The sequence below is a fragment of the Rhizobium sp. BIGb0125 genome, assembly GCF_024810055.1.
Classification (GTDB): Bacteria; Pseudomonadota; Alphaproteobacteria; order Rhizobiales; family Rhizobiaceae; genus Agrobacterium.
The window spans coordinates 213,333-227,684 of the sequence record NZ_JANUDV010000006.1 but is presented as its reverse complement, the minus strand read 5'-3'; the positions used below and the strand labels follow the sequence as shown (position 1 = coordinate 227,684).

Here is a 14,352-nt window from a genome sequence, read left to right as displayed (position 1 = left end):
GCTCTCCCCTCACGCTATGCTTTTACGATCACGCCATGCGGTGATGGCGGTGGCGACGATGATGATCAGGCCGACGACGACCTTCTGCCAGGTGGTGTCCACCTTCATGATGATCAGTGAGTTCTTGACCATCACCAGCATGAAGACGCCCATCAAGGTACCGAGCACAGTGCCGCGCCCACCGAAGATCGATGCGCCACCAAGAACCACGGCCGCAATCACATCCAGTTCGAGACCAACAAAGTCACGCGGGTTTGCAAGCCAGATCATCGAGGAGTGCAGCAGGCCGGAAAAACCCGCCAGAGCGCCGGCAACGCAGTAGACAAAGAAGATGGTTGCACCGGTGTTGAAACCGACACGCTTTGCCGCCTCAGGCGAACCGCCATAGGCATACACACTGCGCCCCATCATCGTGTAGTTGAGGATGAGGTGAATGACCAAAGCCAAGCCTAGATAGACCAGGAACATCGCTGTCAGACCAAAGGTCGAACCTGTGGCAGACGTCAGCGAGATCACGTCGGTCTTGCCAAAGCCGATCAGTTCCTTCGGCATCTTGTTGATATTCACAATGCTGGTGCCAACGAGACCGAGAACCAGACCACGCACAATCGAACCGGTGCCCAATGTTACGATCAGCGGGATCATCTTGAAGCGGTGAATGATGAAACCGTTGAATGCACCGAGCGCCAGACCGATCAATGTCGCAGCGATAAAGGGAATGAGAACGCCGTCGTAACCGAGGTAAACCATGGCACGCACGGTCAAATACATTGCGGCAATGGCAAAGGCGGTAAACGAGACGTCGATGCCGCCGGAAATCATCACCAGCAATACGCCAAGCGCCATGATGCCAATGACGACATTGGACCGTAACAGGCCGAAGATGTTATCGAGTGACCAGAAAGCCGGGTTGATAAGGCCGATGATGATCATCGCTGCAAGCAGGACGCAGGCGATAATGAATTCTGTGCTTTTGACGAATTTCATGCTCTTCGGCCCCTCAATTCAACGTCTTGAGCCGGTCATTCACGGCATCCTCGGTCATGGTGTCTCCCGACAATTCGCCGACGAAACGACCCCGGTGCATAACCAGCACGCGGTTGCAGTTCTGAACCAGTTCCGGCACGTCGTCGGAAATCATCAGCACGGCCAGACCTTCCTTTTCGGCGAGCTTACGGATGATGTTATGGATCTGCGCCTTGGAGCCTACATCGACACCGACTGTCGGCCCGTTGAGGATCAGAACCTTGGCACCTGTCAGCAGCCAACGGGCGAGAACCACACGTTGTGCGTTACCGCCGGACAGATGGTTGACCGGCGTATGGGGCCCAGGTGCAACGATTTGCATAGCCGAGAACATTTCACGGGTCGTGTCGTCGGCCTTCTTGCGGTTGATGAAAAACCCGCGAACAAATTTCTCGATCGACGTCACAATGATGTTGCGCTCGATCGACTGTGTGAGGAACAGGCCTTCGGTCAGGCGGTCTTCCGGCACATAGGCGATGCCACAGGCAATGCCGTCCTGCACGGTCTTTGGATGAACATCGCGGCCCTCCACACGCATGGACCCGGTAAAGTCAGGGCGCATGCCAAACAGCGCCAGTGCAAGCTCTGTACGACCTGAGCCGATCAGGCCGGAGATGCCGACGATTTCACCGCGCCGCAGTGTCAGATCGGCATTTTCAACTGATCCCGGAACGGTCAGATTTCGCACTTCAAGTGCCGACGCATCAGCGCCCTCGACCGGTGCCCACTGGTAACTGTGGGCGGCAATGTCCTGCCCGGTCATCGCACGGGTAATGGCTGGCTCGTCGAACTCGGTGATTGGGCCTTCAGCCACCTTCTTGCCGTTACGGAAAACGGTCAGACGTTCGCTGATTTCAAGCATTTCGCGCATCTTGTGGCTGACGAACAGCACCGCAATCCCCTGTGCCTGGATATCGCGGACGATCTTGAACAAGGCATCGACTTCATGGCGTGTTAGCGCTGTGGTCGGTTCGTCCATGATGATCAAACGGGCATCGGCCATAAGGGCGCGGGCAATTGCCACGATCTGTTTGCCAGATGTCGGCAGGCTTTCCACGTCAGCATCAAGATCAATCGTCACGCCAAGGCGCTTGAGAGCTTGTTGTGCCATTTCACGCACACGCCGCCAGTCAACCGTTTTACGTCCCTCCATCAAGAGGGAGTTGATCGACAGGTTCTCGGCGACCGTCAAGTTCCCGAACAGCGAGAAATCCTGGTAGATCACCTGGATACCGTGATGAACGGACTTGACCGGATCAAGTTTCCCGACCGGCTTTCCATCGATCAGGATTTCGCCGTCTTCGGGTGTGTAAACCCCCGACATGATCTTGATGACGGTGGATTTACCGGAGCCGTTTTCGCCGGCAAGGCAGTGTATTTCGCCCGGGCGGATGCTTAGCGACACGTCGTCAAGCGCTTTCACGCCGCCAAACCGCTTGCCGATATGGCGCAGTTCGATCAGATTTTCAGTCATAAGGGCCTCGTAAAAGGCTAAGGGAACGCGGATGTATAAGGAGAGAGGGTTACCCCTCCCTCCGTGATTAAGATCAGAAGTCGTACTGATCCATGTTGTCCTTGGTCACGCCGACCCAGCCTGCGCCATAAAGCAGGTGTGGATTGGCGGCATCAGGAACCAGCAGGCTTTCGTAACCTGGCAGACCAAGGTTCAGACCGGCCTTGATCTGGTCGTTCTTCTTTTCGAGTACGGCAACTGCCAGCATGTTCATGGCATAACCAGCAACGGCCGGATCCCAGAACTGGATGTACTGAATGTTGTCGTTCTTGAGATATTCGCCAGCAACGGAAACCAGACCCGTACCTGCAAAGAACACCTTGCCCGACAGACCACCTTCGGCGATCAGACGGCCAGCACCTGCGGAGGTTGGCATTGGCGCGCCGAGAATACCGGTGATATCCGGATAGGTGGTCATTGCTTCCTTGAGCTTGTTGTAGTCGGTGTTGGCGTCGTCGTAGGTTTCCAGACGCTCAGTCACCAGCGACATCTCAGGGAAGTTGGCCTTCTGGTACTCGATGGCACCATCAACCCATTCCATCTGCGACTTTGACGTCAGACCGCCGACGGTGGCAACATATTTGCCCTTGCCGCCCATCGACTTGCCGAGTTCCTTCATCAGGTTTGCGCCGTAAGCCTTGTTGTCAAAAGCCTCGATATCGAAATCGACATTCTTGATGTTGGATGCTTCGTGGCTGATTACAACAATGCCACGATCACGCGCCTTTTTCAGCACTGGCTCAACGGCTTCCACCGAGAATGGCACGACAGCGATGGCGTCAACGCCCTGTGCGATCAGGTTTTCGATGATTTGAACCTGTGCAGCGGCGTCGGCCTGGCTTGGACCAACCATCCAGACGTCATTTTCAGTGTCGCCCTTGAACTGCTCGACTCCTTCGCGCATGCGGTCGAACCAAGCGATACCGTCCACTTTGACGACGGTTGCGATGGTGTATTTCTTGCCGCTTGCCGAAGTGATCAACTCCTTGTTGACCTTCGATGTATCAACGGCGCTCTGCGCGAAAACAGCCGACGCTGAAAGCGACGCAGCAAGCGCGATGGTTGCGAAGATTTCTTTCACTGACAACTCCTCCCTATGAAACCACAATGGGTCACGCCTTTTACGGCAGTATCACCCGATAATGTTCGATCTCTAACGTCGGCAATCGCTTGTCGCGCGCCTGACGCCTCCTCACTCTCCCGGAGAGGCTTCCCATGCCCCAAATACCGATGGATCAATGTTTGACCCAGAAACCTGTTGTTTTCCTCTCCCATAATGCGAATTATAATGTTACAATCCGATCATTATGTTTCGATCGTTTCATGTTTGATGTTCTCTTGTCAAGCTTAGGGAAGGGCAATTGCTAAGAAAGTGACATCACAATATGAAGCGCAGTTGGGACAAACCACAACGGAGATACGGTGAGCAGAGTAAGTGCACGCAATGCCAGGCTGGATGCGCTGGCTCTTCTTGTTCAGGAAACTGGTGTGTTACGGCTTCGGGACGCAGCGTCCCGGCTTGGCGTGTCCGAAATAACCATTCGCCGTGACATTGCCACCGATAGCGACCAGCTCAGTTGCCTTGGTGGTTACATCCTTCCTTTCCAAGACGGTGCCGTCGGCAGCGATTACGTGCTCGATCAGGAAAAGGATAGCCACGCTGTCGCCAAAGCTCGAGCCTGTACCGCAGCAGCGGCGCTGATTGAACCCTACGATACGGTGTTTATCGATTGCGGTACGACAACCCCACATTTGGCGCGGCAGATTCCAGCCAATGCACATCTAACGGTTATCTGTTACTCACTCAACGTTGCCGAGGAACTGGCACGCCGCAATGATGTACGCCTGATTATGCTCGGCGGGGTTTACCACGCGGAAGCGGCTTCGTTCTCAGGTGACGAAGGCATCGACGTGCTGCGGCGCATCAATATCAACAAGGCATTTTTGTCTGCTGGTGGTCTCGATGAGCAACACGGGGTGACCTGCTCGCATTTCCATGAAGTGCCGATCAAGCAGATGGTCATGCAGCGCTCTGTCCAAAAGCACCTAGTGGTCGATAGCAGCAAGTTCGGCAAAGTCAGGGCGGCGCGTTACGCCTCGATCAGTGATTTCAATTCGGTGATCGCCGACCAGCCTGCCCCTTGGTCCTGAAAACTCCCGGGCTATAAGATGTATGCCGCCAAGACAGAGTGGTCGGTTGCATAACCGGCGACGGGATTCTCAAACTTCGCAAGCACGCATCAGGTTATCAGTCAGGGACTGATGTCCAACCATCGAGTGTCCGTCCCACTTCTGAATTACAAAAAAAATAAAAGCCCGGCATTGCTGCCGGGCTTTCACTAATCGACTTGAGGTCAGATTAGAACGAACGGGTCAGACGAACCCAACCGGAAGTGTTGTCACCTTCAATGTCAGCGTCGGTATAATCAACCGTTGCGCCAACCTTGAGGCCAGTTGCGAGCTGGTATTCAGCCAGCAAGCCAACGCCCCAGATGTCTTCGTTGCCCTGTGTGCTCCAGTAAGCAGCAGACGGGGTGATCGTCAGCTTCTCTGTAGCTTTCAGAGCGTAAGAACCGGAAACGGTCCACTCGTATGCATCCAGATCGCCCTTGACGTATGGGTCATCGCTCAGACCGCTAACGTAAGCGTTAGCACCAGAAGACCAAGCAGCGCCGATGTTCAGTTCGCCCGGGCCAACTGGAGCAACGAGAGTTACGTAAACAGTGCCTTCTTCGTTTTCAGCGTCATAGGCGCCGCGTACAGCAAGGTTTGCTGCACCGAAGTCAACCTGGCCATAAGCCTGGATACCGAATTCGTTACCAGCGGTATCGCCGTGAACGTTTGAAATGTCGTCGATGCCGAGACCGATGCGGAACGAGCCAGCGTCGTACAGGTAGCTAACGGTGTTGAAGTTCGTTGCGTTATCCCAGTCGTCCAGCTCGCCGTTGATGCCGATGTCATCCCACCATGTGAGAGCCTTACCAGCCTTCAAGCCACCGATGGTGATGTAGCCCTGCTCGAGCGAAGCGCTAGAGGAAGGAGCGCTACCTTCAGAGCTGTAGTTGCCCTGCAGACGAATGTAGGTGCCGATGGTGCCGAGCTCAGAGTCGGTCTTCGTATCGAAGAAGATACGGCCACGAGTAGCGGAGTACCAGTCGCTCGTCTCGTTTGCACCAACGTCTTCACCGAAACCAACGGTGAAACGAACTTCACCACCGATGCGAAGGCAGGTTTCAGTGCCTGGGATGTAGAAGTAACCAGCGCCGAAAGCGTCGCAAACGCGAACGTATTCCAGGGGCTCTGGCTCAGCAGCGACGATAGCGTCAGCGGCCTGTGCGCCAGAAACTGCTGCGAGAGCTGCAGCGGAGCCGATGAGAAGGCTCTTGATGTTCATATTGACCTCCAGTCAAAGAAAAAGGTGAGTTTTGACCCGATTTGTGAAAAAATATTCCCGAACCCAAACCCGCAAATTTGAGAAGTGAGTTGCCCCTCTTCCTGAGTCTGAAAATACTTAAATCACCTATAGTTGCAATTAAGTTTAACCGGATAATTGATCTATCGTACTGGTTCCTGATGATCTGTGGCGAAAGAGAGACAAAAGTTATGAAATGGTTGAAAGCGTCACCTAATCGCATATGCGATTGATAACGAAGGAAATTTGGTGAGGAAATATTTGAATAGTCACTTAATGTTGCTCCCCGATGGAGTATCGGGGAGCCTTGACTAAAGGCCAATGCGCTTTTCGAGGGGGCGTTGCCAGTGGATTGGAAAAGCTCCACGCAGTAACCAGCATGAGTTGTATATTACTTTCATTTTGCTGTCTCTAGGGATTCGAAAAAATTGTGGATGAAAAAGAAAAAAATTTCACTGACTAACAGCATCTGTCACTTAGTGCTGGAAAAATAAAAATGGAATCAGAGCGCCGACGATCTCCGGTTCCTTCGCACAGCGATAGCATTCGATTGACCGACGTCACGCGTCACGAAAACCAAATCAGAAATGAAACCTGCTTGCGAGAATGCTCGGGCGATCAGAGACCGGCAGCAGACCGATTCGGTTGCTGATGATTTGTTTCCACGGAAACGAATCCAATCTTCGATGTGTCAAACAGGTGAAAAAAGCCGCGCTGACCGATCTGCGTCTGCACCAAATCAGGCACATCCTGCCAAGCTGTAGGATTGTGCTTCTTGCAACCAACAGATTTTATGCGTTTAACGTCACAAACACACATTCTGACTTTATGAAGCGGATGACCCGGTCACAAATTTTTGATAAGAAACAGGATGACGGTGACAGGGAAACAAATAAAAATCAATGAGTAGAAACAGACGCATTTGCCCCAATGATGTGCTAGATGCAGCAGAACGGGTGGTTCTAAAATCCGGCTCGTCTGGGCTTTCGATCGATGCCGTCGCTAAAGAAGCCGGCATTAGCAAATCTCAGGTCGTCTACGATCATAAAACAAAAAGTGGTCTTCTCGAAGCCTTGGTGGTTCGGCAACTTCAAAGGGATGGCGATTTTGTCAAAGAGTCTGTCGCGTCTTGCTCTAAGACACAGCACCCTGAACTTTTTGGTCGGATAAAAGCAGCTGCAACCGGCTGGGAAGAGGCAGAACGTGCTGTCTGCATGGCCGTCAGCGCCTCGCTTTCAAGCGATGACCGTTTGCAAGAACTTATGCGACAATGGCAGCAAAATGATCTTAACGCGATTAAAGCTGGACCTAAGCCACGCGCTGCTCTTGTTGCCTACATGGCGCTTTCGGGATTTTCCTGCATGGAGTTGTTCGGTTTTCACAAATGGTCAGACGAAGACCGCGAGGCGCTGCTCAGTGATATCAGAAAGATTTATGAGACATTTCCCGACGAGTAGGCTCTGTCGGTAACGATGGCCACGCGCGATGTCGTTATGTCATTCAGATGGGAATGAACCTGGTTACCGAAGATAAATAACATCGGGAACCCGTTGCATTTTTTTCAGCACGCTTTTGCCAAGGGGGCAGAAGCGCCTATGTCCATGACCTGTTTCATTAGGTTGAGAATATTGTCGACCCTGGAGACAAGCACGCGATATTCCGTCGTCGCCACAATGGCCGGGTGGCATACGGCCAAGAAGATATCCGCCAATGCTTCCGAAAATCTCTCAGCGTCGGACAGTTCCATATCTTCAATCACCTGCGGGCATGCGTCCAGAATGCGGCTCCTCATGATATCAGATACATTTTCGGTCGAGAGAATATTTGTCAAAATGTAGAACAGCTCGGGTTCGTCCTGCGACATATGTGACAGATCACCAAGAATGTTCAGTGGTAAAGCGCGCAGCCTTTCTTTTGGCGTAACACCAGCAATAACCTGCACAGGGCGCAACCTCTGTTCGACAACGGCGTATGCAAGATCGAGCTTGGAGCGAAAATGCTTGTGAATATTGGCTGCAGACATTTTCAGTGTTTCAGCAATACTCGTGATCGAAGTTTGCTGATAACCCATTTTTGCGAATGATCGCTCTGCTTCAAAGAGAATGATCTGGCGGGTTATTGCCCCTTTTCGCCGGGATCGAACTTCACTTTTAAGTTCCGTCATCAAGATTCTCGTTTTCAGATGTCACCTGCTCTTGGGACGGCACGTGGTGCCCTCATACGTCAGGGATTTGGCTAAAAAGAACGAACGTTCGTATTCACTAATAGCAAAAATAATTGACGGCGCAACAATCAAAATTTCAAGTCTTTAGAATTTTCGCCGGCCAATTTAACCTGCTACAAAAAATGAGAAATACGCAACGTGCCGGTAAATACGCCGCTGATATATGAATCGATAAACATGTTTTCCACCCCGCTCGACAAATAAGTGCGCAAGCGAATCAAGTGCTGCAAAACGCAATTCTGGCGGCCGATCATCGATACAAAGCGATATTGAATATATGATGTCGGCGTAAATCTGATGCGATTTGATCAGATGGTCAGGGTTTCAAAGCCCCATATTTATGCTTTCCGTAAACCGGAACAGTAAATGGCGTGTGGCTGAGAAACTGGAAATTCCCCGTCTATTGCAAGGGGTTCAGCCTCACGGTCCCTGTGCGCCTCATGGTAAATAAATGATCGTGCTTGGAACGAGAGGCGTAGGACAACGGCTCCGAAAACAAATGCAGTTCAAATGACATAGTGCATCAGATGCAAATCTGATAGGTGATGTCCGCAAAAGTTAGTTAACGAGGAATAAAATGCAGCATATGAACACCTCCCCTACCGCTCCCAAAATTGCCGTCATCGGTGTTGGCGGTGGCGGCGGCAACGCAATCAACAACATGATTGCGGAGGCTGACTATGGTGTTGATTTTATGGCAGCAAACACGGATGCGCAGGCGCTTAAAAACACCGCTGCCAAACGTTTTATTCAACTTGGTCCTGAACTGACGGGTGGGCTTGGTGCTGGCGCTGATCCTGCAATCGGACGGCAGGCGACGATCGATACCATGGACGAAATCATGGATCATCTTGCCGGATACGATATGTGTTTTATCACTGCTGGCATGGGCGGTGGAACCGGTACCGGTGGAGCGCCGGTCATTGCTCAGGCATGCAAAGAAAAAGGCATCCTGACAGTGGGCGTCGTCACGCTGCCGTTCAGCTTTGAAGGCACCAAACGCCTCAAGGCGGCACAGCAGGGTGTCGATGGTCTGCTCGCTGCAGCAGATATCGTGATCGTTATTCCGAACCAGAACCTGCTGAGAATCGCCAATCCCGGCACGACATTCGACAGTGCGTTGAAAATCGCCGACAAGGTTTTGGCCTTGGGCGTGAAGTCGATAACGGATCTCATTCTCCGTGACGGCTTGGTCAATCTCGACTTTGCAGACGTGGTCTACGTCATGAAGGGCGGCGGCCGTGCGCTGATCGGGACCGCCGAAGCGCGTGGGGAAAACCGTGCATCGCTCGCAGCGGCCGAAGCAATCTCCAATCCACTGTTGGGCTTGCCGTCACTGAAGCACGCACGCGGCGCGCTTGTGTCAATATCCGGCGGTAGAGACCTGACTCTTTATGAGATTGATGAAGCCATGACATTGGTTCGTGAAGCCGTGAGCGAAGAAACGGACGTGGTTATGGGCGCTTCTTTTGACCCGACGCTTGAAGGAGCCTTTAAAATTTCGGTTGTCGCAACAGGTCTTGAAGACTGACATTGCGATGGTTTTGCGAGGCACCGGTCTTTTAGACGCAGCCAAGCCAGCAAAAATCTCGATCAGGTCGGCATGGACAATGCCGACCATTGGCGGGTCATTTTTCTAAGCACGATGCCCGCCTTTGTGCTTTAGGTCTTCCAATATCCGAGCAAATTGGAAGAAGGCAGACGTACCGGATGGCCGTCCGGGTGAAACAGGCGACCTTTCTGAACCATAGTGGCGGGTGTGACTGTGTTTGCGTCTAATTACCGGGATAGTTTGTCGCGATCTCTTTAAAGAGCACTGTCGTCATCAGGCCGCTGCCCTGTCGGTTTTCGATGGACAGAACCAGGCCATAAACCTCACAGATTTCCTGTACGATCGATAGGCCAAAACCGCTCCCCGGTGTCTGACTGTCCAATCGTACACCGCGCTCGGTCATGCTACGGATTTTTTCCGGGTCAACCCCCGGGCCATCATCAGCAACGATTAAGCGGTCGTCTTTCCAGGTAATGGAAACCTGACCGGCTGCCCATTTAACGGCGTTTTCCGTCAAATTTCCAATTAGTTCACGCAGGTCTTGCGCATCAACGGGCACATCCGGCGGCGCATTAATGTCGACCTGCCATTCGAGTGCCTCGCCTTTTGGTGTTCGCTGCAAGGTTTTGACGATTTGCCCGATGATTGTTTCGACATTGGCATCGGTCTGACGCATGTCGGCATTGGTTACGATGCGGCTGCGTGCGAGTTCATGTTCGACATGACCGCGCATCAATTGCACCAACTGTTCAATTTCCTCGGCGAGGTCCTGATGGCCGTGCTCATGTAAGGTCAAAGCGTCATTGGAAAGTACGGTGAGCGGCGTCTTGAGGCCATGTGCAAGATCACCGGCACGGGCACGCGCCTTGCTGAGTGACTGCGCCTGTGTTTCCAACAGGCGATTGACTGCTTGCTCCACCGGTGCAAATTCAGCTGGCAAAGCACCAATGAGACGCCCACTATGGCGTTCCCTGATGCGGTCCAGTCCTTTGGTCAGGTCGGCCAGTGGTTTTAGACCGTAGACTACCTGCACCAGCGAAGCGCCAATCAGGAAAACCGCAAGTCCGGCAAGGTAAGGAAGGATTTCAAGCGTAAATCCACGGCTTGCATCATCCAGTGCCTTCGTGTCTGCGGCCAACGAAATCTGAACCGGCTTCAGGCCACTTGGCGCACTGACCATGATCTGACGTTCCAGCACAATCAGTCTGGTGTTCTCCGGCCCATTGGCAACGTAACGATGTACGGCGCCGTCATCCGGCAGATCCGCCGGTCGTGGAAGGCTGGTGTCCCAAAGGGATTCCGAGCGGTAAAGCGCAGGCTGGGCAGCGTCACCGATCTGCCAGTAAAGCCCGCTATATGCCTGCGAGAAACGTCGATCCATCAAGCCAAGTGGATGTTCTATTCCACCGTCGGCGCTCACGCGTATCGAGCCGGCAATGGTGTTGATATGCCCTTTCAGTTCGTCTTCCAGCCGTCCTTCCAGATTGCTTGAGAATATCGACGTCATGAACAAGGCTGCCAATGCCAGTGCCAGGGGCACGACAATCAGCGATACCAGTAAAAATCGAGCACGGATGGAAAGCGGCCGCTTCATGCCTTGTCAATCCTGTAGCCATAACCACGGCGGGTGGTGATGACCTGCTTGCCAAACTTCTTGCGCAGTCGGCCGATCAGAACTTCCACCGAATTGCTGTCACGCTCAAAATCCTGCGCGTATAACTGTTCGGTCAACTCCAGTTGCGAGACGTGTCGCTCCGCATTGGCCATCAGGTAGTGAAGGCAGCGATATTCAAGGGGTGTGACATCGACAGTTTCGGTATCTAGCGAAACAGTGCGGCTACGTGGATCAACCCTGATCCGACCCGCCGTCAGGATTGGGCTTGCCGTATGTTGGGATCGACGCATGATGGCCCGCAGGCGGGCCAACAGTTCTGCCATATGAAAGGGTTTGACGAGGTAGTCGTCGGCACCGGCGTCAATTCCCTCGACGCGCTCTTCCCAATTACCGCGTGCGGTCAGAATGAGTACGGGTAAAGCGCGCTCATCCCTTCGCCAGCGTTTCAGGATGGAAAGGCCATCGAGGCTCGGCAGACCAAGATCGAGCACGACAGCGGCAAATTCCTCGCTGTCGCCACGATACCAGCCACTCTCGCCATCGCTTTCATGCTCGACGAGATAGCCCGCCCGTGAAAGGTGCAGGGTTACGTCGCGGGCAATCCGCAAATCATCTTCAACAAGCAGAATCCGCATTGGCTTCAATCGTCGTCATCAACATCGAGAATAGTGCCATCTTTAGCATCCATCTCAATCTCGTAGAGCCGGCCATTGGCCTGCAACACTTTGAACTCGTAAATGAAGCGGCCATCATCTTCGTCGAGTTCCACCTTTATGATGTCGCCCGGATAGGATATGCGCAGCTTTTCCTGCAATACGGAGAGTGGTAGCACATCACCGCGTTTTACCGCATCACGCAAACGATCAAGATCCTTTGCCGTGGCATTGATGGGTGTCAGGGTCAGCGCCAGCATGCATGCTACGGTCAAGACATGGAAAATACGGTTCAACATGCTGCCGACATTAGCATTCTCAAACTGACAATTCGCTGACAAAGTCTGTCAGTTATCGCTCAGGGCACGCCGCATAGGGTTGTGGCATCAAACGGGCAGAGGTTGCCCGCCAACCCTGAAAGGATGACCGACCATGAAGACTCTCGTTATCGCCGCAGCGCTTGCCACCACTGCATTGGTCTCTACCGCCTACGCCGATGATCGGCACGATCGCCACTGCGGCAATGTCCAGATCGACAAGTGGATGAGTGAAGCACAGATCCGCGAACGTGCCACCGTTCTTGGTATTGAGGTGCGTGAAGTCGACATCGATGACGGCTGCTACGAAATTGAAGGCCGTAACAAGGACGGCCGCCGTATCGAAGTGCGTTTTCATCCTGAGACTGGTGAGCAGGTCTCCGTCGACGGAGATTGATCTCAGTCCGGTGCGTCAAGGATGGGGGCAAAGGTTGTGGCGTTGAAAACCTCCAGCCTTGCCTCGCCCTTTGGAAAGGCAAGAATTGTCAGACTTGCTGGTCCAACCGGGATAATACTCTTAGGGGCAAGATCCAAAGCGCTGTCGAGTGCAGCGCGGATTACGCCTCCATGGCAAACCATCAAAACCGTCTCGGCATCTGTGTTTAGGGTCTGCTCAATCACATGGCCAATGCGGATGCGAAATTGGGCCCAGATCTCACCATTCTCAGGTGCGAAGGTACCTGCGCGCCAAGCGGCATAGGCGTCTGGCGTTTCCGACATCAGTTGGGCAATGTCCACACCCGTCCATGCACCGACATTCTGTTCCCGCAGCAATGGCTCCCTGATTGCGTCGGCATGGCCGAGCAGGGCGGCGGTATCTGCAGCGCGTTTCAGGTCAGAGGTAAGCACCATGTCGGGGTTGAAGCTGGCAACCATGGGAGCCAAGGCACGCGCCTGTTGTTCACCGCACGCGGAAAGCTCGATATCCGCCTGCCCTTGCAGGCGACGAGCGGCGTTCCATTCACTTTCGCCGTGGCGGACCAGAAGTATGCGTTTCATGAAATGCGTGTTCCTTGTGTGTCGAAAATTGCCGCTGGAGCGGTTGGAAGGCGGAAGTATAATTTACCGGATTGCCGCGATAGGCGGTCGGAGATGGCGGTGATGCGGTGGCTGTTGACGATACCGGTAATCAGAAATCGTCCAGCCATCGGGACGACCTCTGCCAACACCGCTTCAAATGTTCGTGGGCCCGACTCGTCAGCAAGCTCTATCTGTTCTGCCCGCACCATGGCGTGGCCACTGTAGCTGCGCAGCAAAGGGTCCGGCAGGGTGCCGAACCACTTTCCATCGTCAATGGGAATGAGATTGGCAGGCGGCGTGCCGACGAAACCGGCAACGAAGGCGGAGGCCGGTTCTGCAAGCAGCCGCTCTGGCGCATCGAACTGCTCGATACGACCGTGGTTCATCACAGCCACATGGGTTGCCATTGTCATTGCTTCAACCTGATCATGCGTGACGTATACGGCCGTGGCGCCTGTTGCCGCATGAACTTTGAGAAGCTCGAAGCGCATCTCCACCCGCAATGTTGCGTCGAGATTGGAGAGAGGCTCGTCGAATAACATGATTTTTGGCCGGGGAGCGATCATGCGTGCAAGGGCGACACGCTGTTGCTGCCCACCGGAAATTTCGCCGGGATACCGGTTAGCGAGTTTTTCAATTCCGAGCATTTCCATGGCTTCCAGCACACGGGTGCGCCGTTGCTCACCAGCCAGTTTGGCAATCTTGAGCGGCCATTCGATGTTGCCGGCAACGGTCATATGCGGCCAGAGGGCGTAGGATTGGAACACCAGACCGGCATTGCGCTCTGCTGGCGGTAACGAGTTGCCAGTGTCGCCATCTGCGACAAGCGTATCACCAAATAGCATTTTGCCTGATGTTGGTTGATCGAGACCGGCAAGCATCCGCAACATCGTGCTTTTGCCGCAACCTGATGGGCCGAGAAGCACAAGAAATGCACCGTCTGGCACAGAGAAACTGACGTTGGACACGGCATTGGATGTGCCAAAGGATTTTGAGATATTGTCGAGCGAAATCAAAATT

General features: G+C 53.5%; 14 protein-coding genes. 4 read left to right on the top strand and 10 right to left on the bottom strand.

All coding sequences use genetic code 11. The annotated features are described in order from the left end of the window. Positions 1 to 9: 9 nt before the first annotated feature. From M2418_RS18155 to M2418_RS18145, 3 genes are all read right to left on the bottom strand, one after another. Positions 10 to 987: an ABC transporter permease gene (locus M2418_RS18155; protein ID WP_192490714.1), complete on the bottom strand. Its 978-nt coding sequence runs from the start codon at positions 985 to 987 to the stop codon at positions 10 to 12. A 13-nt stretch (positions 988 to 1,000) separates the two neighbouring features. Then, the gene (locus M2418_RS18150) at positions 1,001 to 2,500 is read right to left on the bottom strand and encodes a sugar ABC transporter ATP-binding protein (protein ID WP_259148329.1); all 1,500 of its coding nucleotides are present in this window, start codon (positions 2,498 to 2,500) and stop codon (positions 1,001 to 1,003) included. A 73-nt stretch (positions 2,501 to 2,573) separates the two neighbouring features. After that, positions 2,574 to 3,620, bottom strand: a complete 1,047-nt coding sequence (locus tag M2418_RS18145) for an autoinducer 2 ABC transporter substrate-binding protein (protein WP_259148327.1) — start codon at positions 3,618 to 3,620, stop codon at positions 2,574 to 2,576. 341 nt (positions 3,621 to 3,961) lie between these two features. On the opposite strand from M2418_RS18145, the gene M2418_RS18140 reads away from it, so the two are divergent. Further along, positions 3,962 to 4,690 carry a DeoR/GlpR family DNA-binding transcription regulator gene (locus tag M2418_RS18140; RefSeq protein WP_250983881.1) on the top strand — a complete coding sequence of 243 codons (729 nt, stop codon included), beginning with the start codon at positions 3,962 to 3,964 and terminating at the stop codon, positions 4,688 to 4,690. Positions 4,691 to 4,898: 208 nt separating this feature from the next. Here the strand turns inward: M2418_RS18140 and M2418_RS18135 are convergent, their stop codons facing one another. Next, positions 4,899 to 5,933 carry a porin gene (locus tag M2418_RS18135; RefSeq protein WP_259148325.1) on the bottom strand — a complete coding sequence of 345 codons (1,035 nt, stop codon included), beginning with the start codon at positions 5,931 to 5,933 and terminating at the stop codon, positions 4,899 to 4,901. Positions 5,934 to 6,853: 920 nt separating this feature from the next. Here M2418_RS18135 and M2418_RS18130 point away from each other — a divergent pair. Further along, entirely contained in the window at positions 6,854 to 7,408 is a 555-nt protein-coding gene (locus M2418_RS18130) for a TetR/AcrR family transcriptional regulator (RefSeq protein ID WP_259148323.1), read from the top strand. Positions 7,409 to 7,512: 104 nt separating this feature from the next. On the opposite strand, the gene M2418_RS18125 is transcribed toward M2418_RS18130, so the two are convergent. Beyond that, positions 7,513 to 8,115, bottom strand: coding sequence for a TetR/AcrR family transcriptional regulator (locus tag M2418_RS18125; RefSeq protein ID WP_192490708.1), 603 nt, complete (start codon positions 8,113 to 8,115; stop codon positions 7,513 to 7,515). 637 nt (positions 8,116 to 8,752) lie between these two features. Between M2418_RS18125 and ftsZ the strand changes: the two genes are divergently transcribed. Next, complete coding sequence (gene ftsZ / locus M2418_RS18120; RefSeq protein WP_192490707.1) at positions 8,753 to 9,706, top strand: cell division protein FtsZ; 954 nt, start codon at positions 8,753 to 8,755, stop codon at positions 9,704 to 9,706. 244 nt (positions 9,707 to 9,950) lie between these two features. Here the strand turns inward: ftsZ and M2418_RS18115 are convergent, their stop codons facing one another. Genes M2418_RS18115 through M2418_RS18105 form a run of 3 tightly spaced genes read right to left on the bottom strand, consistent with a single transcriptional unit; the run spans position 9,951 to position 12,294 of the window. Beyond that, the gene (locus M2418_RS18115) at positions 9,951 to 11,321 is read right to left on the bottom strand and encodes a HAMP domain-containing sensor histidine kinase (protein ID WP_259148322.1); all 1,371 of its coding nucleotides are present in this window, start codon (positions 11,319 to 11,321) and stop codon (positions 9,951 to 9,953) included. After that, entirely contained in the window at positions 11,318 to 11,977 is a 660-nt protein-coding gene (locus M2418_RS18110; RefSeq protein WP_259148321.1) for a response regulator transcription factor, read from the bottom strand. Before M2418_RS18110 ends, M2418_RS18115 begins: the two co-directional genes overlap by 4 nt. Before the next feature lie 5 nt (positions 11,978 to 11,982). Beyond that, positions 11,983 to 12,294 (bottom strand): PepSY domain-containing protein, encoded by a 312-nt coding sequence (locus M2418_RS18105; protein ID WP_259148320.1) that lies wholly within the window; start codon positions 12,292 to 12,294, stop codon positions 11,983 to 11,985. Positions 12,295 to 12,427: 133 nt separating this feature from the next. On the opposite strand from M2418_RS18105, the gene M2418_RS18100 reads away from it, so the two are divergent. Then, complete coding sequence (locus M2418_RS18100) at positions 12,428 to 12,709, top strand: PepSY domain-containing protein (RefSeq protein WP_259148319.1); 282 nt, start codon at positions 12,428 to 12,430, stop codon at positions 12,707 to 12,709. Between the two features lie 2 nt (positions 12,710 to 12,711). On the opposite strand, the gene M2418_RS18095 is transcribed toward M2418_RS18100, so the two are convergent. Both M2418_RS18095 and M2418_RS18090 read right to left on the bottom strand, forming a co-directional pair. Next, positions 12,712 to 13,311, bottom strand: coding sequence for a histidine phosphatase family protein (locus M2418_RS18095; RefSeq protein ID WP_259148318.1), 600 nt, complete (start codon positions 13,309 to 13,311; stop codon positions 12,712 to 12,714). Continuing rightward, positions 13,308 to 14,348, bottom strand: coding sequence for an ABC transporter ATP-binding protein (locus M2418_RS18090; protein WP_259148317.1), 1,041 nt, complete (start codon positions 14,346 to 14,348; stop codon positions 13,308 to 13,310). Before M2418_RS18090 ends, M2418_RS18095 begins: the two co-directional genes overlap by 4 nt. Between the last annotated feature and the right edge of the window lie 4 nt (positions 14,349 to 14,352).